This window comes from Faecalibacterium sp. Marseille-Q4896, assembly GCF_017377615.1.
Classification (GTDB): domain Bacteria; phylum Bacillota; class Clostridia; order Oscillospirales; family Ruminococcaceae; genus Faecalibacterium; species Faecalibacterium taiwanense.
The window spans coordinates 86,244-103,995 of the sequence record NZ_JAFREG010000009.1; the positions used below are offsets into that span (position 1 = coordinate 86,244).

17 protein-coding genes and 2 pseudogenes are annotated in these 17,752 nt (G+C 53.1%); 8 read left to right on the plus strand and 11 right to left on the minus strand.

Annotated elements, in window-relative coordinates:
• Positions 1-17 precede the first annotated feature (17 nt).
• Entirely contained in the window at positions 18-1,622 is a 1,605-nt protein-coding gene (gene pckA / locus J3348_RS12370) for a phosphoenolpyruvate carboxykinase (ATP) (protein ID WP_097774186.1), read from the plus strand.
• Between the two features lie 150 nt (positions 1,623-1,772).
• Complete coding sequence (locus tag J3348_RS12375; protein WP_154256472.1) at positions 1,773-2,435, plus strand: helix-turn-helix transcriptional regulator; 663 nt, start codon at positions 1,773-1,775, stop codon at positions 2,433-2,435.
• A gap of 135 nt (positions 2,436-2,570) precedes the next feature.
• Here J3348_RS12375 and J3348_RS12380 read toward each other — a convergent pair whose 3' ends face one another.
• Both J3348_RS12380 and J3348_RS12385 read right to left on the minus strand, forming a co-directional pair.
• Complete coding sequence (locus tag J3348_RS12380) at positions 2,571-4,088, minus strand: sodium/proline symporter (RefSeq protein ID WP_207699085.1); 1,518 nt, start codon at positions 4,086-4,088, stop codon at positions 2,571-2,573.
• 280 nt (positions 4,089-4,368) lie between these two features.
• The gene (locus J3348_RS12385) at positions 4,369-5,100 is read right to left on the minus strand and encodes a GntR family transcriptional regulator (protein ID WP_165852626.1); all 732 of its coding nucleotides are present in this window, start codon (positions 5,098-5,100) and stop codon (positions 4,369-4,371) included.
• A 141-nt stretch (positions 5,101-5,241) separates the two neighbouring features.
• On the opposite strand from J3348_RS12385, the gene J3348_RS14275 reads away from it, so the two are divergent.
• On the plus strand, positions 5,242-5,493 hold the full coding sequence (locus tag J3348_RS14275) for a hypothetical protein (RefSeq protein ID WP_242702986.1): 252 nt from the start codon (positions 5,242-5,244) through the stop codon (positions 5,491-5,493).
• 62 nt (positions 5,494-5,555) lie between these two features.
• Here the strand turns inward: J3348_RS14275 and J3348_RS12395 are convergent, their stop codons facing one another.
• Positions 5,556-6,107, minus strand: coding sequence for a 4-alpha-glucanotransferase (locus tag J3348_RS12395; protein ID WP_343252081.1), 552 nt, complete (start codon positions 6,105-6,107; stop codon positions 5,556-5,558).
• A 148-nt stretch (positions 6,108-6,255) separates the two neighbouring features.
• A complete protein-coding gene (locus J3348_RS12400) occupies positions 6,256-7,113 on the minus strand; it encodes an AraC family transcriptional regulator (protein WP_118528562.1) in 858 nt (285 codons plus the stop codon).
• Positions 7,114-7,371: 258 nt separating this feature from the next.
• Here J3348_RS12400 and J3348_RS12405 point away from each other — a divergent pair, with 258 nt between their 5' ends.
• The 3 genes and pseudogenes from J3348_RS12405 to J3348_RS12415 all read left to right on the plus strand — a co-directional run bounded on the left by J3348_RS12405 (position 7,372) and on the right by J3348_RS12415 (position 11,113).
• Entirely contained in the window at positions 7,372-9,633 is a 2,262-nt protein-coding gene (locus tag J3348_RS12405) for a glycogen/starch/alpha-glucan phosphorylase (protein WP_207699086.1), read from the plus strand.
• A 430-nt stretch (positions 9,634-10,063) separates the two neighbouring features.
• Positions 10,064-10,387, plus strand: a pseudogene (tnpA, locus tag J3348_RS12410) (IS200/IS605 family transposase); the annotation flags it as partial.
• 477 nt (positions 10,388-10,864) lie between these two features.
• Positions 10,865-11,113 carry a DUF6061 family protein gene (locus J3348_RS12415; protein ID WP_097783241.1) on the plus strand — a complete coding sequence of 83 codons (249 nt, stop codon included), beginning with the start codon at positions 10,865-10,867 and terminating at the stop codon, positions 11,111-11,113.
• 79 nt (positions 11,114-11,192) lie between these two features.
• Here the strand turns inward: J3348_RS12415 and J3348_RS12420 are convergent, their stop codons facing one another.
• The 7 genes and pseudogenes from J3348_RS12420 to J3348_RS12445 all read right to left on the minus strand — a co-directional run bounded on the left by J3348_RS12420 (position 11,193) and on the right by J3348_RS12445 (position 15,381).
• Positions 11,193-11,732: a hypothetical protein gene (locus tag J3348_RS12420; RefSeq protein WP_097783240.1), complete on the minus strand. Its 540-nt coding sequence runs from the start codon at positions 11,730-11,732 to the stop codon at positions 11,193-11,195.
• Between the two features lie 65 nt (positions 11,733-11,797).
• Entirely contained in the window at positions 11,798-12,136 is a 339-nt protein-coding gene (locus tag J3348_RS12425; protein ID WP_097783239.1) for a hypothetical protein, read from the minus strand.
• Between the two features lie 488 nt (positions 12,137-12,624).
• Positions 12,625-12,900: pseudogene (locus J3348_RS14280) on the minus strand (DUF4367 domain-containing protein); the annotation flags it as partial.
• A gap of 18 nt (positions 12,901-12,918) precedes the next feature.
• Positions 12,919-13,314, minus strand: coding sequence for a hypothetical protein (locus tag J3348_RS14285; protein WP_242702983.1), 396 nt, complete (start codon positions 13,312-13,314; stop codon positions 12,919-12,921).
• On the minus strand, positions 13,307-13,837 hold the full coding sequence (locus J3348_RS12435) for a sigma-70 family RNA polymerase sigma factor (RefSeq protein ID WP_097783237.1): 531 nt from the start codon (positions 13,835-13,837) through the stop codon (positions 13,307-13,309). Before J3348_RS12435 ends, J3348_RS14285 begins: the two co-directional genes overlap by 8 nt.
• 64 nt (positions 13,838-13,901) lie before the next feature.
• Positions 13,902-14,567, minus strand: coding sequence for a sigma-70 family RNA polymerase sigma factor (locus J3348_RS12440; protein ID WP_097783236.1), 666 nt, complete (start codon positions 14,565-14,567; stop codon positions 13,902-13,904).
• Positions 14,551-15,381 carry a helix-turn-helix transcriptional regulator gene (locus J3348_RS12445; RefSeq protein ID WP_097783235.1) on the minus strand — a complete coding sequence of 277 codons (831 nt, stop codon included), beginning with the start codon at positions 15,379-15,381 and terminating at the stop codon, positions 14,551-14,553. Before J3348_RS12445 ends, J3348_RS12440 begins: the two co-directional genes overlap by 17 nt.
• A gap of 684 nt (positions 15,382-16,065) precedes the next feature.
• Between J3348_RS12445 and J3348_RS12450 the strand changes: the two genes are divergently transcribed.
• Positions 16,066-17,331, plus strand: coding sequence for a plasmid recombination protein (locus J3348_RS12450; RefSeq protein ID WP_207699087.1), 1,266 nt, complete (start codon positions 16,066-16,068; stop codon positions 17,329-17,331).
• Between the two features lie 42 nt (positions 17,332-17,373).
• Positions 17,374-17,688 carry a helix-turn-helix domain-containing protein gene (locus tag J3348_RS12455; protein ID WP_097783233.1) on the plus strand — a complete coding sequence of 105 codons (315 nt, stop codon included), beginning with the start codon at positions 17,374-17,376 and terminating at the stop codon, positions 17,686-17,688.
• The last annotated feature ends 64 nt before the right edge of the window (positions 17,689-17,752 follow it).

A 17,752-nucleotide genomic window follows, 5' to 3' on the forward strand; every position in this document is an offset into this window, starting at 1 on the left:
GTAGAGGTATAGCGAATATGGCAAAGTTGGATCTTACCAAGTATGGCATTACCGGCACGACTGAGATCGTGTACAACCCCTCCTACGAGCAGCTGTTCGAGGAAGAGACCAAGCCCGGTCTGGAAGGCTACGAAAAGGGCCAGGTCAGCGAGCTGGGTGCTGTGAACGTTATGACCGGCATCTACACCGGCCGTTCTCCCAAGGACAAGTTCATCGTTATGGACGAGAACTCCAAGGACACCGTGTGGTGGACTTCCGACGAGTACAAGAACGACAACCACCCCGCTTCTCAGGAAGCATGGGCTGCTGTGAAGGCCATCGCTCAGAAGGAGCTGTCCAACAAGCGCCTGTACGTGGTGGATGCATTCTGCGGTGCCAACAAGGATACCCGCATGGCCATCCGCTTTGTCATGGAAGTTGCATGGCAGGCACACTTTGTCACCAACATGTTCATCAAGCCCACCGCTGAGGAGCTGGAGAACTTTGAGCCCGATTTCGTTGTCTACAACGCATCCAAGGCCAAGGTTGAGAACTACAAGGAGCTGGGCCTGAACTCTGAGACTGCTGTTGTGTTCAACATCACCAGCAAGGAGCAGGTCATCGTGAACACCTGGTACGGCGGCGAGATGAAGAAGGGCATGTTCTCCATGATGAACTACTTCCTGCCGCTGAAGGGCATGGCTTCCATGCACTGCTCTGCCAACACCGACCTGAACGGCGAGAACACCGCCATCTTCTTCGGTCTGTCCGGCACCGGCAAGACCACCCTGTCCACCGATCCCAAGCGTCTGCTGATCGGCGATGACGAGCACGGCTGGGACGACAACGGCGTGTTCAACTTCGAGGGCGGCTGCTACGCAAAGGTCATCAACCTGGATAAGGACTCCGAGCCCGATATCTACAACGCCATCAAGCGCAACGCTCTGCTGGAGAACGTCACTCTGGATGCCGAGGGCCACATCGATTTCGCCGATAAGAGCGTTACCGAGAACACCCGTGTGTCCTACCCCATCAACCACATCAAGAACATCGTCCGCCCCATTTCTTCTGCACCCGCTGCAAAGAACGTCATCTTCCTGTCTGCTGACGCATTCGGCGTTCTGCCCCCGGTCTCCATCCTGAGCCCCGAGCAGACCCAGTACTACTTCCTGTCCGGCTTCACTGCAAAGCTGGCAGGCACCGAGCGCGGCATCACCGAGCCCACCCCCACCTTCTCTGCATGCTTCGGCCAGGCCTTCCTGGAGCTGCACCCCACCAAGTATGCTGAGGAGCTGGTCAAGAAGATGCAGAAGAGCGGCGCTAAGGCTTATCTGGTCAACACCGGCTGGAACGGCACCGGCAAGCGCATCTCCATCAAGGATACCCGCGGCATCATCGACGCCATCCTGAACGGCGACATCAACAATGTGCCCACCAAGAAGATCCCCTACTTCGACTTCGAAGTTCCCACCGTGCTGAACGGCGTGGACACCGGCATTCTGGATCCTCGCGACACCTATGCTGACGCTTCCCAGTGGGAAGAGAAGGCCAAGGATCTGGCAAGCCGCTTCATCAAGAACTTCAAGAAGTACGAGGGCAACGAGCACGGCAAGGCTCTGGTCTCTGCCGGCCCCCAGCTGTAAGCTGATCTCCGCCTGATACTGAAGCGATAAAAAAGGACGTGTTCCCGCAAGGGAGCACGTCCTTTTTGTTCTGCAGACTGGCAGGTAAACGCTCCGTCGGTTGTATTTCCCACATTCCTGTGTTATCCTGTGGAAAAGGATGTGAGCAGAATGGATGCAAAAGAATTTGGTGCATTCCTTGCACAAGTGCGCCGGGAGCGGAACATGACGCAGGCCGAACTGGCTCAGCAGCTTCACGTTACGGATAAAGCCGTCAGCCGCTGGGAACGCGGCATCGGGCTGCCAGACATCAACACGCTGGAGCCGCTGGCCGATGTGCTGGGCCTGACCCTCGCTGACCTGATGCACTGTCATGACTCCCGTCAAAAAGATGACACTCCTCCCGTTCCTCTGGAAGATTTTTTCACCATGCTGCGCCGCCAGCACACTGTAGACTGGCATTCTGTGCGTACTGCTCTTCTTGCATTAAGCATTGCACTTGCCCTGTGGGGAATTTTTGCCTGTCCAGGCAGATTAGCTGTACACTGGCGGACTCTCAGCGATGGTTTGCTTCAGGCCGACGGCTGGATGTCCTCCCTGGTCATTTTTCCATTGTTTGCCGGATTTGAATTTCTATCTCTTGAACTCTGGAACAATTTTGAGCAAACCGGTTACTACCGGCGCTGGGGTGAGGCGAATCTTTTTATCATTCACGCCATGTCTCTCGGCACGCCGCTTACCCGTCTGATGCGGCTCGTGCTGGATCTTCTGTTCTTTTTCTGTTTTGGATTTCTGCTTCCATGCTGCGAAGCATGGCTGATCCTTTTGAATTAAATGCCGCTTTCCTCTGCGTCCCCACCCGTGAAAAAGCAAAAGAGCAAAGCCCGCCGGCTTTGCTCTTTTGCATAAGCATCAATCATTTTTCCGCTGCTATGCCCAGAGCGCAGCGGAGGGCATTTTAAATCGTTTTTACTTGGCAGCGTCGAACTCTGCCTCGATCTCTGCCGAGGGTGCCGGGGTGACAAGGCTCACCACAACACAGACCACCAGAGAGATCAGGAAGGCAGGCAGCAGCTCGTAGATGCCAAACACGCCGCCCAGCGGGCTGATGATGTACTTCCATACAAAGACCATCAGGCCGCCGGAGAGCATACCGGCCAGAGCGCCCTGCCAGTTGCAGCGCTTCCAGAACAGGGAGCACAGCACCACTGCGCCAAAGGAGCCGCCAAAGCCGGCCCATGCAAAGCTGACGATGCCGAACACGCTGGAGTTGGGGTCGCGGGCCAGCACCACGCCCACCACGCTGATGCAGATGATGGTCAGGCGGGCGGCGAACAGGCTCTGCTTCTCGGTCAGCTTCATGTGGCCGAACTCCTGCAGGATGTTCTGGGATACGCTGGAGGCCGCTGCCAGCATCTGGCTGTCGGCGGTGGACATAGTAGCGGCAAGGATGCCGGCAAGGATCAGACCTGCCAGAATGGCTGCCAGCACGCCGTGCTGAGCGATCAGGCTGGCCACGCGCACGATCAGGGTCTCGCTGGAAGAGCCGCTCAGGAACTCCAGCGCGCCCGCCTTGGTCATGCCCAGACCCACCATGCCGATGACGATGGAAGCGGTCATGGCAATGACCACCCACACGCTTGCAATGCGGCGGCTGAGCACCAGCTTCTTTTCGTCCTCAATGGCCATGAAGCGCAGCAGGATGTGGGGCATGCCGAAGTAGCCCAGACCCCATGCCAGCGTGGACGCGATGTCCAGCAGACTGTAAGAGGTGGCGGTGTTGTCTGCCGCATTGTGGCTTGCAGCCATGGTCAGGTAGCCGGGCAGGCTGCGGGCGTTGTCCAGAACCACGTCCCAGCCGCCTGCCACGTTGACGCCATACACCAGCACCGCGATCAGCGCCATGCTCATGACAATGGACTGGATCAGGTCGGTGGTAGACACAGCGCGGAAGCCGCCCATGATGGTGTAGCCCACGATGACCACAGCGGACAGAACCATGGCCGCCATGTAATCCACGCCAAACAGGCTGTTGAACAGCTTGCCGCAGGCGGCAAAGCCGGAAGCGGTGTACGGGATGAAGAACACGATGATGATGACCGCGCCCAGCGCGTTGAGCAGGTTGCGCTGGTCATGGAACCGCAGGGAAAGGAACTGCGGCACCGTGATGGCATCCAGATTGGCCGAGTAGCGGCGCAGGCGGCGGGCCACGATGAGCCAGTTGAGCCATGTGCCCACAGCAAGGCCGATGGCCGTCCAGCCCGGCGACGCGATGCCGGTGAGATATGCAAGGCCCGGCATACCCATCAGCAGCCAGCTGGACATATCGCTGGCTTCGGCGCTCATAGCCGTGACCAGCGGGCCCATCGTGCGGCCGCCGAGGTAGAAATCGCTGCTGTCCTCGTTGGATTTGCTGTAGACAAAGCCAACCAGCAGCATTCCCACCAGATAGATCACAATGGTGGCAATGATGCAGATATTGATCATTTGATTACCCCTCTCTTTCTTCCCCTCAACGGGAACATATCTTAAATATTACCACAAAAACCTGCATTCCTGCAAGCTTTTCGGGCAATTCAAGAGCACAAACTGCTGTTTTTCCGGGTTTTGAACAGAAAAAGCAGCATTTCTGGTGCAAAATCCATCAGAAACACTGCCGTCGTAAATTGATATCCGCAGCCCGGCGTAAAGCCGTATCCGTATTGAACCAAAAAAGCACCCCCCTGCCATGGCCTTGTAAGGGTCAGCAGCGGGTGCTCTTTTTGGTTTATGTCCGTACAAAGAAATCCGGGAACCGTTCCAATATCTTCTGGAAATTCTCGCGGTACATGCCAAGGTGATGCTCAAACAGGGCTTCTACGTCCACGTCCAGCGGCAGGCCGTCCCGCAGGTAGCCAAAGATCTGCTCGTGCTCTTTCTGCACCGAGGCAATATTTCCCCGGCAAAGGGCCGAGTCCAGATACCGCACACGGTCCATATGGGAAGTAACGTTGTGCATAGCCTCCCAGATGCGGTCGTAGCCGGAATCGTGGTACAAAAGCCTGTGGAAGTCGTTATCCAGCGAGATGAAGAAGTCATCTGCTGCATCCTGATCCAGATAAAGGTCTTCGTTCTGCCGGTTCAGCAGTTCCTGAAATTCGTTCAGCTGTTCCCTTGTCAGCTTTCCGGCCAGCCCGCGCAGCAGCGCCGGTTCCAGAATGCGGCGCATGGCAAAGCCTTCGTTCAGGTATGGAACGCTGATCTTGGACACAATGCTGCCGCGCTGCGGCAGAACATCCACAAGCCACTCACTTTTCAGCATCATCAGCGCTTCGTGTACCGGTGTGCGGCTCATGGCCAGCTGTTCGCACAGTTCGGCCTCGCTCAGCTGACAGCCCGGCTGCAGCTGCAAGGTCATAATATTTTTGCGCAGCATACGGTAGGCGTAAGCCCGGTTATTTTCGTCCATTCTGCGCACGTCCAGCAGCAGCGGCAATGCGCTGGCCTTTTCTTCTCTCATAGCAGTTCCCTTTTTTGCTTGCCGTAATTTTACCGCAGGGCGCACCGCCCCGCAGACATCTGAAATCAATCTTATTATAAAGCATCCCGCGGCACATGTCAAAAAGAAAAAGCACCAAGCATTGCTGCTTCGTGCTTTTTTGTGGTGCGCCTCGCGCACTCCTATCCGAACGGTGCGCCGCTGGTGGCCATTACCGGCCAAGTGGGCACCGACCGGCTGCACATCCCGGTGGTGAATACCATGATGGCAAAGGGCATCATCCCCATGGATGACAAGTACAGCCTGTGGACCATCGGCATCCCCCAGAATGACTATGTGAACCAGCTGTTCGACCGGGTCGATCCATATTCTGTACTTTTTTATTTGTTCTTTGTCGTTTTTATTTTTGAATAAGTATTACTTCTGCCGCTATTCTGCAATAAACTTTCCAAAATCAAGTCCAGAACACTATACTGTTACGCCCAGTTCATCCGGCCGTAGCGGGTGGTCAGCTGGCAGATCTCCTTTTGGAGCTTCTTTGTCAGCTGGGTCTTTTTCAGCCGCCAGCGCCAGTTCTGGCCCACGGTGGAGGGCTTGTTGATGCGGGCAGAGTTGTCCAGCCCCAGCCAGTCCTGCATGGGAACGATGCAGGTCGCCGCTGCGCTGCGCAGGATCAGTGCGATCATGCTTTTATAGAGCTGCTCCTCCGGGGTGGCATAGTCGTACAGATAGTCCCGCACCATGGCGCGCTCGGCATCGGTGACAGTCTGATACCACGATACCAGCGTCTCGTTGTCGTGGGTGCCGGTATAGGCCACGCTGTTCACCGGGTAGTTGTGGGGCAGATAGTCGCTGGCACTGCCGGTGTCGCGGGAGTCAAAGGCAAATTCCAGCACCTTCATGCCGGGGAAGCCGCTGTCCCGCACCAGCTGACGGACCGTCTCGCTCATATAACCAAGGTCCTCTGCAATGATCTCCCGCTTGCCCAATGCCTGCTCCACGGCACGGAACAGCTCGATCAACCACATCGAAAACCCGAATCTTCTGGCAACCAAGATCATCGTGCCGCATAAGCTCATCCAACGGGAGAGCTGCTGCCCGCCGCCGGAGGCCTGATGTGCAAAAAACGAGGCCGTTTCCTCTCTTTTCCAGAGAGGCAGAACGGCCTCGTTTTGCTTATTTTTTCCGGTACTCCCGGGGTGTCATGCCGAAGTGCGCCTTGAACGCCCGGTTAAAATAGGAGAGGTTCTCAAACCCGCACCGGGAAGCGATGGTCAGAACCGTCTCATCCGTGGCCTGCAGCGCTTCGGCGGCGGCGTTGAGCCGATACTCGTTCAGAAAGGCCACAAAGCTCTGCCCGGTCATCTGCCGGAACCACCGCATGAAGTGGCTGGCACTGAAGGAGCAGACCCCGGCGGCATCGGCGACCCGGAGTTCCTCGGTATAATGGGCCGAGAGCCATTGCAGGAGCGTTTTCAGCCGCTGGGTGTCGGCTGTCTCGGCGGCAAGCCGCTGCCGGCCCTGTGCAAGGAGCAGGGCAAGAAACCGCAGCAATGCCCCCTTGACCTGCAGCTCGTAGCCGGGGAGCTTGGCGCGGTTGGCATCCTCCACCTCCCGCAGGCAGGCGGCGGCCTGCAGATAGCACAAATCGTTCGGGGTCAGCCGCGCAGGCAGCGACAAGCGCCCGCTTTGCAGCGGAAGCAGATATTTCTCGGCACAAAGGTCCTCTGCGCCGCCCAGAAGCTCCAGCTCAAAAATGATATTTTCGTATTCCATGCACTGCCCCTCGGCCTGCCGCAGGGCATGGAGGGTGCCGGGCGTAAAAATAAAGATGTCCCCCATGCGGGCCGGGCAGCTCTCAGCGCCCACCTGCACCAGTCCTGTGCCCCGCTTGACAAAGACCAGCTCCATGCTCTCCTGCCAGTGGAGCGCCACCTGCGGAAAGTCCCCCGGAATGGTGCAGGGATACAGATTGAAGGGAAACCGCACGGCACCATGCTGCTTGGTCTCCTGCAAAGATGCCTGATTTTGCATTGTTTCACCTCCCGATGATAGGATTGTACCACAGTCTGCGCTTTTTAGGCAAGATTTTGATTGTTTTATGTGGTATATCTGGAAGTACAGATGTCAAACCTGTTTTCCGCAAGGTGTATTTGAAAACAAAGAAAATGACGAATATTTCGCAAGCACAAGCGGGATCCAAGGCTGTTTCACGCAAGATCCGGCTGTGCTTGTAGAAATAGACTAAATTTTCAACTTTTCAGATACACCCTAACAAAGGAGGATGCATTTATGAGCTTTACCGAAACGTTACAGGGTCTCACGGGCAAGCCGCTGGCAGACTGCACGAATCAGGAGCTGTATCTCGCGCTGCTGGAACTCGTCCGGCAGAAGAGCGCCGACCGTGTGCAGCCGGTCACCGGCCGCAAGCTGTACTATATCAGCGCCGAATTTCTCATCGGCAAGCTGCTGTCCAACAACCTCATCAATCTGGGACTGTACGATGAAGCCCGCGATGCACTGGCTGCCGTCGGCAAGAGCCTTTCCGATATCGAAGAGGTGGAGCCGGAACCTTCTCTGGGCAACGGCGGTCTGGGCCGTCTGGCTGCCTGCTTCCTCGACTCTCTGGCAACGCTGAACCTGCCCGGCGACGGCGTGGGCCTGCGGTATCACTTCGGCCTGTTCCACCAGTCCTTTGAGAACGGCGTGCAGAACGAAAAGCCCGACCCGTGGCTCACCGCCCACAGCTGGGCGGAAAAGACCGACATCACCTACCCGGTGGAGCTGGCGGGCAAGGAGTACACCGCCCGGCTGTACAAGCTGGCCGTCACCGGCTACGAGGGCCGCACCAACACCCTGAACCTGTTTGACCTTGACACCATTGATGAGAGCATCGTCCATGACGGCATTGCCTTCGATAAAACTGCCATCGACAAGAACCTGACCCTCTTCCTCTACCCGGACGATTCCGATGAGGCAGGCCGCCGCCTGCGGGTGTACCAGCAGTACCTGATGGTTTCTGCCGGTGCCCAGCTCATTCTGGCCGAGTGTGCCGCCCGGGGCTGCGATTACCATGATCTGGCCGACTACGCCGCCATCCAGATCAACGACACCCACCCCAGCATGGTCATCCCGGAGCTGATCCGGCTGCTGGGCGAAAAGGGCATCGAATTTGAGGAAGCCGTAAAGATCGTCACAAAGACCTGCGCCTACACCAACCACACCATTCTGGCCGAAGCGCTGGAAAAGTGGCCCCGCGCCTATCTGGATGCCGTGGTGCCCCAGCTGATGCCCATTATCGAAAAGCTGGACGCACTGGCCCGCACCCGCACCAAGGACGAGAGCCTTGCCATCATCGACAAAGACGACCGGGTGCACATGGCCCACATGGACATCCACTTCACCCACTCCACCAACGGCGTGGCGGCGCTGCACACCGAGATTTTGAAAAAATCCGAGCTGCACGGCTTCTACGAGCTGTACCCGGAAAAGTTCAACAATAAGACCAACGGCATCACCTTCCGCCGCTGGCTGCTGGAATGCGACCCCCGCCTGACCGCCGCGCTGGAACAGCACATCGGCTCCGGCTTCCGTAAGGATGCCGCCGAGCTGGAAAAGCTGATGGCTTTTGCTGACGACGAAGCTGTGCTGGAGCAGCTGACCGCTGTGAAAAAGGCCAACAAGGAAGCACTGGCAGACTGGCTGCTGCGCACCCAGAAGGTGAGCGTGAACACCGATGCTGTGTTCGATATCCAGTCCAAGCGCCTGCACGAGTATAAGCGCCAGCAGCTGAACCTGCTGTACCTCATCCATCAGTACTACGAGATCAAGGCCGGGCACCTGCCCGCTGCTCCGCTGGTGAGCATCTTCGGTGCCAAGGCAGCACCTGCCTACACCATTGCAAAGGACATCATCCATGCGCTGCTGACCCTGTCCAAGGTCATTGCCGCAGACCCGGAAGTGTCCAAGTGGCTGCAGGTGGTGTTCGTGGAGAACTACAACGTTACCGCCGCCGAAAAGCTGATCCCCGCCTGCGACCTGTCCGAGCAGATCAGCCTTGCCTCCAAGGAAGCTTCCGGCACCGGCAACATGAAGTTCATGCTGAACGGCGCGCTGACGCTGGGCACCATGGACGGTGCCAATGTGGAGATCAGCCAGCAGGTGGGCGAGGAGAACATCTATATCTTCGGCCAGACCTCCGATCAGGTCATCCACCGCTACGCCGTGGGCGACTACGACCCCGCCCAGTGGGTGGAGGGCGATGTCAACATCCGCCGCGCCATCAACTTCCTCACCGGCCCGGAGATGCTGGCCGCCGGTCACGCCGAAAACCTGACCCGCCTGCACAACGAGCTGATCCATAAAGACTGGTTCCAGACCCTGCCGGACTTCAACGCCTACGTTGTGCGCAAGGGGCAGGCCCTCAGTGATTACGCCTGCGACCCGAAAGGCTGGCGGCGCAAGTGTCTGGTGAACATTGCCAAAGCGGGCATGTTCTCCTCCGACCGCACCATTGCCGAGTACAACCGCGACATCTGGCATCTGGGCGAATAGTTTATTATCGCAATTTTATTGATCTTCTGCCGCAGGACGAGATCTATCTAACCATGGGCACCGCCTACGATTTGCGGCATCAAAGAAGATTTCCAAAATCTACTGTACGCAAAATTTCTATCGGCACAAACTCTATGCTGCCAGAATTTCTGCGCGACCCGCCTGGATGAGGTGGTTGCCGCCATCCGGAAGCACCCCTATCTGGAGCTGCTCTATAAGCCGGGCGCAGATGAACACAAATAAAAGACGGGGTGCTGTGCATTTGTGCAGCACCCCGTCTTTTACTTATTAAGAACTTGAGTGAAGAAAAACCACCAGCTAAGCTGGCGGAATAAAAACGGCTTTAGCCCTAGACAAAGAGAAACCTCTCTGTAGAATAGAGTGTGGGTTTGCCAACCACATTCTAGGAACAGAGAGGTTTATCTTTGAAATGAAAAATAACAAAGACGTAGATAGTTTAAGCCATACGACATGGAGATGTCAATACCATGTAGTGTTTGCACCGAAATATCGGAGAATGGTGATATATGGCCAAATCAAAAAAGATATTGGTCAGATACTTCGCAAACTATGCGAGCAAAAGGATATTGAAATAATTGAAGCAGAAGCCTGCCCGGACCATATCCATATGCTGATAAGTTTTTCGCCGAAGTACAGCATTTCTTACGTTATGGGATATCTCAAGGGAAAGAGCAGCCTCATGATTTTCGACAGACACGCGAATTTAAAGTACAAGTATGGAAATCGGCATTTCTGAGCCAGAGGATATTTTGTGGATGCAAAGGAAAGCAGGCTGTGCAAACCTTGCGCAGAAACGCCGTTGATTCGGGCAAATGTGCAAACGGTGTGCAGAAAGTGTGCAGTCGCTTTCCTACACAAAAAAGAACGTCAAATCTTACGATTTGACGTTCAATATCTGGTGCACCTCCAGGGACTCGAACCCTGGGCCCACTGATTAAGAGAGCAAGCCGCCGGTTCGTCTCAATTTCTGGAAATTTCGAGTCATCGTTATTTTTAATCAAAGCGACGTGATTTTTCACCCGATAATTTCTGCACTCTTTGTCGGATTTTGCAGCGAAAAGCACCCTTTGCACGTTTTGAAACCGTGCAAAATCCGTGCAGAAACCGTGCACCTACTCTCCGACAAACAAAATCGCTCTATCCCCCCACCGGCTTGACGGCATTGGTTTGAGTGGCCGCACATCAAAATCAAGTCTAGGAGGATACTACTATGATGAAACTGCTTTTCTGCCGCTACAACATGGACACCAACCGGATGGAAGCCCGGTTCGAGGATGGCACCACCGTTGCCATTGACTGCATCGCCATCGAGGACGAATACGGCAACACCCCGGCACAGCGGGCAGAGCTGGATTGGCTGCTCTACAATAAGCCATTGGAGTACGCCCAGCTTGTGCTGAGTGGTGAGATTGAACACTACCTTTCACTTGGCTGCGACCATGGCAGACTGGAAGATTGACCTTTAATTAAAATATCCAAGGCAAAACAACAGCCCTCTACTTGCAGTCGTTGCAAATAGAGGGCTCTTAGTTAGTAGTTCAACCTATTATGGTAACCATCTGAAAATACTGATATTGATATTCGTCTTCTAATACCGCCTGCATTTCTTCCATGTATAACGGGTCTTTCAACAATTTGGGATGAAATGCTCGCTCTCTCCAGAGTCGGACTCCAATTTGGGGAAAAATATATTCCGTTCCAAGTTGCAAGTCCTTTTCGTTGCAAATAACGTTGTCCTTTTTCATTAAGCTATCAACAATACACTCGGCGGTTGTATTAAACATATCCAGCCCGAACAATTTTATTGATGCCACTTTAGACAAATCACGCTGGATGCCGATTTCAGCAGCTTTTCCGTTCCGATACTGCACAAGAAAGAACGAATCATTATCCATATATCGTCCGGTTATCAAATTAGGGTCATCGGTTTCCGCACAACATTCCATTTGCATTGCTTCATCAGAAGAATTCGACCACTGTTTCTTCATTTGTAGAAGAGCATTTTCTAGTTCATCTGATGTCATGCCTAATTTTAATTGTCCAATTCCAATATGTGGTTCAATAATTATCTCTTTCATAATAATATCTTCATATTCTCAAAAGCATCTATATTCATTTCATTGTTTAGGGCATGAAAATAGGATTATGGTAATCGAATACTGTATATCGTATCAAACTGATAGGGGTCAGATAATAAAACCTTTCCATTGGAAACTACCGCAATCTTTTCGCCTTCTTCAATTTGCGATAGCTGAATATTTCCTTTTAAGTATTCCGAAGCACCCTGAATGAGATAGCAATTATCTGTGCCATACAGTTGATTGGGAGCGGTTGCATAGATAGAATTATTACTTAAATCTACCTTTGTTACAGTAAGTTCCGATTTTGTCCTCCCCCACGTATGCAACAGGAAACCGCCTATAAGAATCGCTACGACCAATGCCATACCAATGATCGCCAATCTCTTATTTGGCTTTGCCATTTTACGCACCCTTTTCGTAATCATCTGGAACTTCACCCAATTCTTTTGTTATTGGCCTGCCCAATATTATAATTAGTAGCACCGCTATTACCGCAAAAATTAACACAATTTTTCTTACTCTCATCCGAAACGCTCCTTTTTAGATTTATTTCTCATTGCGGGACTTTTTAATTTTGCAATTCACAATCCGACTTGCAAGATAAATTATCCAAAAAGTAAGGATGTAATTGTTAGTTATAAACTTTGTAAAGGTCGCTTGTTCCCCTAATCTTATTTCAACAAAGTAAAATATCAAATACTGCACAATTAGCATACTACCAACGTCTACTACCAGTTTTTTCACTATCTTCGGCTCCTCTCTATAAACCCTTTTATCCAGATAACGCAGCAAATCACTGGTTTGTTGCAAGATTTTCTGTTTTTGTCTATCTTAACAAAAAATCGCTCAGGTGTTTGTGCTTCTTCACAAATATTCAAGCAATTTTCTGTTAAGAAATACTTTCTGCGATTTTGAAAACTTCATCCATCGGAATATTTCCCATTATCATATGCGCTATACCATCTTGCTCCCAGTTGAGAATATAAACAGAGATTCCACTTTCTACAGTACTCGTTCCCAAAGATGCGTCCACGTCACCAATTTTTACAATTTTATAGGTCGTATGCTCATTATCAAACAACGCTTGGTTCCCCGGCTGGATAACTGAGCATTGAACTGTATACCCTATACTGCTTTTTTTCGATGAGTAAACATGCAAAAAGGCTTGTGCATCATCATACCCTTATTCATAATCTCGTTCAAATCCATCCGGCACATAATGGTCGCTGTATCCATTCGGAATTTGCTCCAACGGTTCTCCATCCACCTGATATGTCAGCTGCATCTCAATGGGCAGGAACTTCTGAATCATCGTGTAGACTGCCTTGCGGAAGTCTGCGCTTACTGCAAGTGCGCCGAGAGTTAAAATTACCAGCGTCATGGCTGCAACAAGCACTCGTTTCAGCACAGGGCGGTGTTTATGCAACGCCGCTTGCAGGCGAGCATCCCATCGGGACGTGTCCGGGTAGCGTTCCTTAAGCTGGGCCGGACTTGGCAGCTCATCCAGCTCTTTTTGTGCATCTGCACGGAGTGCCATCATCAATGCAGCATCAAAAGAAACTTCTGCTCTCTCACTCATGGCTGTTCAACTCCTTCCACAATAGTTTTCTTCCACGGAAAAGCCGCATCCGAACCACTTCATCCGTCAGTCCAAGCGATTCGGCAATCTCCCGGTTGGTGTAGCCCATTGCCAAAAGACGTAGTGGGGCACGATACATTGGTTTCATCTGTCCGATCAGTTCTGTCAGGTGTTGGATGTTATCGGTGCTGACTACTGCATCATCCGGCACCGGGGCATCATCTGGCACGTCTGGGATTTCTTCTAATGGTTCTTCTCGCTGCTTGCGAAGCATATCGTATGCACGGCTTCTACTACAACTAACGAGATAAGCGGCGAGTTCGTGACAGTTTTCTCGATGAATTTTAGAAAAATTTTTGGCAACGTACAAAAAAACCTCTTGCAGCACATCTTCTGCCAGATATGAATCGCCCATAATTTTGTAAGCGGTATGGTAGACCAGCCGCTTGTAGGTATTATATACATCTATAAATTGTTCTTCGCTGCTCCGGTCATCCAGAACTGCCAGATACATTGCCAGCATTTTCGCTCACATCCCTCTTATCGGGAGGAATTATGTCAATTTGACACAATTCCTCTCTGCCCATTCAGATAAACCACCACGGCAGTTCCAGCCACAGGTTATCCATGGCCTGTTCCTCGGTCTTTTGGGCGCGGCCTTTTGTCAGGTGGAAGTATATCGCCGTACCGATCAAAGGATGTTCCTCACCATCGGTGAAGCCATAGCGGTACAGCAGATAGGTCTGCTCCCGTTGGGTCAGCCGTTTCAGGCCATCGTACAGTTCCCGGCGCGATTCCTGCTCTTCCATAATACTCTGCGGCTGCATGGCATAAGGGTCGGCTATGGCTTCGATGCGCCGCAGCTGCTCTTCTCTCGGCAGAACATCGTTCAGCGAAACGCGCTGGTAGCAGATACCGTCCTTGTCCTCCGTTACCATCCGCTGCTCAAAAGCGGCAAAGGCATCCCGCACCATGTCCATCATGGCGTTGCGGATGGCAGGAGCCGCATAGGTCAGGAACTTCATGCCGCGCGCTGCATCGAACTTCGGCACAGCTTTCCAGAAGCCCAGATTGCCCGCCTGTTTCAAATCGTCCGTGTCAAGGTTCAGGCCGGACTGTGCCAGATTCATGCTGCGGAAAAGGTCATTTGCCACCTTGCCAATAAAGGACTTGTTGTTTTCGATCAGGCTGTCCAGTGCGGTGGCGTCCCCTTTCTGTGCCAGCGCACAAAGCCGTTCATTCGTCTGCTTCATGGGCGTTTTCCTGCTCTGCGGCAGACTGCAAGATTCCCAGCAGGCCGTTCCGCAACTGTTCCAGTGCCTCCGGCGTGGCTCCTTCCATGCCCGAAACACTGTCCAACATTGCATCCGTCAACTGCTCTGCCGTAATCGTTGGGTGCTGCACATCCTGCCCTTTGGTCAATTCGGTGAACATCTTCTCTGCCACTTTCTTGCTCATGGCTTCCTGTTCGGCGTAATGGCTCCCGATCCCCTTTTTGATTTCCTTGACCGCCGCCATGAAGTACATTTCAATGTCATCAAGATCGCCTTGATACACCGGCTTTCTCCGAAGGCTGATGTCCTTTGCGGCTTTGGCTGCCTCCGGGGTCTTGACCTTTGTGCGCAGCAGGGTGCTCAATGTCGTGAGCATGGCGTTCTGTGCTGCGATGCCGGAAGCAAAGGTATCATCAAAATACTGCGATATGCGGTAAGTAAGCTCTGCGAAGCGAGCGTTTTCCAGCAGCAGGTTGACCACCTCTGTATTGACACGTCCTGTGTAGAGGTTCTTTGCAGCTTCTACGGACAAGCCTAACTCGGCAATGTCGTAGTTCTTGCGGTCGGGAATGTTGGTTTCTCCCAGCAGAAAATCCGTGGACACGTTGAACAGCCTTGCAATTTTCAGCACCTGCTCATGGGTCAGGGTTCCCTTTGCACCGCTGATAAAGCGGCTGATGGTGCTTTTGGAGCAGCCGATTTCCTTAGCAAGCTCCGGTTGGCTGATATTGTGCTCTTTCATCAAGTCCGCAAGACGGACGTTGGACGGTGCGGGCAGATATTCCTGTGCCATGTGGTCGGCCCTCCTTTTTGAGCTTTTTCCTCATTATAATACGCTCTGCCGTTTTGTTCAATATACGGTCACCTCTCCACCCTTGCTGTTGCAGCCCTGCAACCAGTGAGGGCATTTTTCTTTTTCCGTTGCAGTTCTGCCGCTTTTTCGCCTTTCCTGCAAAATTTCCCGTATATTCAGGCATGAAGCAAAAACACCAGAGTTCCCACTTTGGGGTCTCTGGTGCAGTACATAACATCGCCCTGCCCGGTGGCCGCAGGGTGCGGGGTTTCGTGGGCATTGAGCCGCTTGTCCACCCCTGTCCGTAAAAAGTGCATTTTTTCACGGAAGAAGTTCGCACAACCTGTACGGTCTGTACTTATACGCACCCGTACGGCGAATCGAAGCAAATTAAAACGTGTTATCGTTTTTATTTTAGATTTCCGTACGCCGTACAGACCGTACAGGTTATTTGAAGTCCGTACGCAATTTTTTCAGATGCGTACGGAGCGATCAAGTTCGCATTGTGCGAACTTGATCGTAGCTCTCCCGCAGGAGACGTTCCCCCTCGGAGAGTCCTCAAAGAGCCCACTACACTTTGCAGCCCATAGGGATGAAAGTGTTATAGTGGGTTATTACACTTCCGCAGAAGTGCATCTCCGTTCCCCGTCACCTCTCGATGAACCTTGAAAGGAGGGATGCCCTTTGGCAAGAAATGATGGCATTGACCGCACCAGTGTTCGAAATCTCGCCGTTTCGGACAAGGCCGTTGGCAACACTCAGCAGCACAACGAGCGCGAAAAGGACAGCTACCGGAACCCCGACATCATCCCCCAGCGCACTGCATGGAACATCCACTTCAAAAAGCCAACCGCCAGCTACACCGACCTGTTCTCCCAACTGGAAACCGCTGGCACGATTTCAACGCGCGGCTTGAAGCCGGATGCCACCCATTACTGCGAGCTTGTCTTTGATGTCAACTCGGCCTACTTTGACAACCACGGCGGCTACGAGTTCGCCAAGCAGTTCTATGAGGATGCCTACCAAGCTGCCGTTCAAATCGTGGGCGGTGAGCAGTATATCCTCTCGGCAGTCATGCACGCCGATGAGATCAACCGTGCCATGACCGAAGCATTAGGCCGTGAAGTCTACCACTATCATCTCCATGTGGTCTATGTGCCTGTGGTGGAAAAGCAGATCCTCTGGTCGAAACGCTGCAAGGACAAGGCACTGGTCGGCACAGTCAAGGAGACCGTCATGCAGGTCAGCCGAAGCAAGAAGTGGGCTTCCAAGCCCCTGCTGGACGATGCCGGAAAGCCTGTCCTGCAAAAGAGCGGCAAGCCAGTCCTGAAGAAGTCGTACAGTGTCCTGCAAGACGATTTCTTCCACTATATGCGCAACGCCGGGTATACGGATGTAGAGCGCGGTGAGCGTGGCAGCACTGAAGAACACCTGACCGTCACCCAGTTCAAAGTCCAGCGGGAGCAGGAGCGACTGGACACTCTGACCGCCCAGATTGACCAGAAAGAGCAGCACCTCACCCAAACCAACAAAACCCTCTCCAAGACCGAAAAGGAACTTGCCGCTGTGCAGAAAAAGGTCACGCTCACAAAAGAAGCCCTCATTCATGCGCGCGATCTGGATTATATTGGTAAGCGCACCTTTCTCGGCAACTATTCGCTGACCGAAGAAGAGTTTTCCAAGCTGAAAAAGCGAGCCGACCACGGCTATATGATGGATGTGGAGAACCGCCGCCTGAAAGAAGAACTTTCCACCGCCAAGAAAGAAGCCGTTCGTTGGAGCAACAAGTACCACGACCTGTGGTACGACGTGAAACCCTATCTGGATGCTCTCCGCCGTGCGCCCGAACTGGTGCGCGGCTTTCTGGAAAAGATTCTTGCCCCCAAGCAGGAGCACACCATGAATGTGCCGCAGCAAAACCGTAAGCGTGGGCAAGATGTAGAACTTTAAGCTGAATTTTTAGATGATATGACAATATAAGGAGCAATGCTTATGGATTTTGACCGTAATTCTATGACCGTCCCTGTGCAATCTTCCGATTATACGAAAAAGTTCTTGCAAAAGGACTCGAATCCCACTACAATGGAAGTGGTCACTCAAACCAATGCCGTCAAGTCTCCGACTGACAGCCCGGCAACCACGAAGCTGGTGTACACGGTGGAAGAGATCGCACGAATGCTGGCCATCAGTCTGCGCTCTGCTTACAACCTGTGCAACAGCACCACCGAATTCCGTGTCCTGCGGGTAGGCGGAAGCATCCGTGTGCCGAAGGACAGCTTCGATGCGTGGCTCTACCGGGCAGCTTGATAAGGAGGCAAACAGTATGGCATATATTACGAAGCGCGGCAACTCTTACAGCGTCCGCTACACC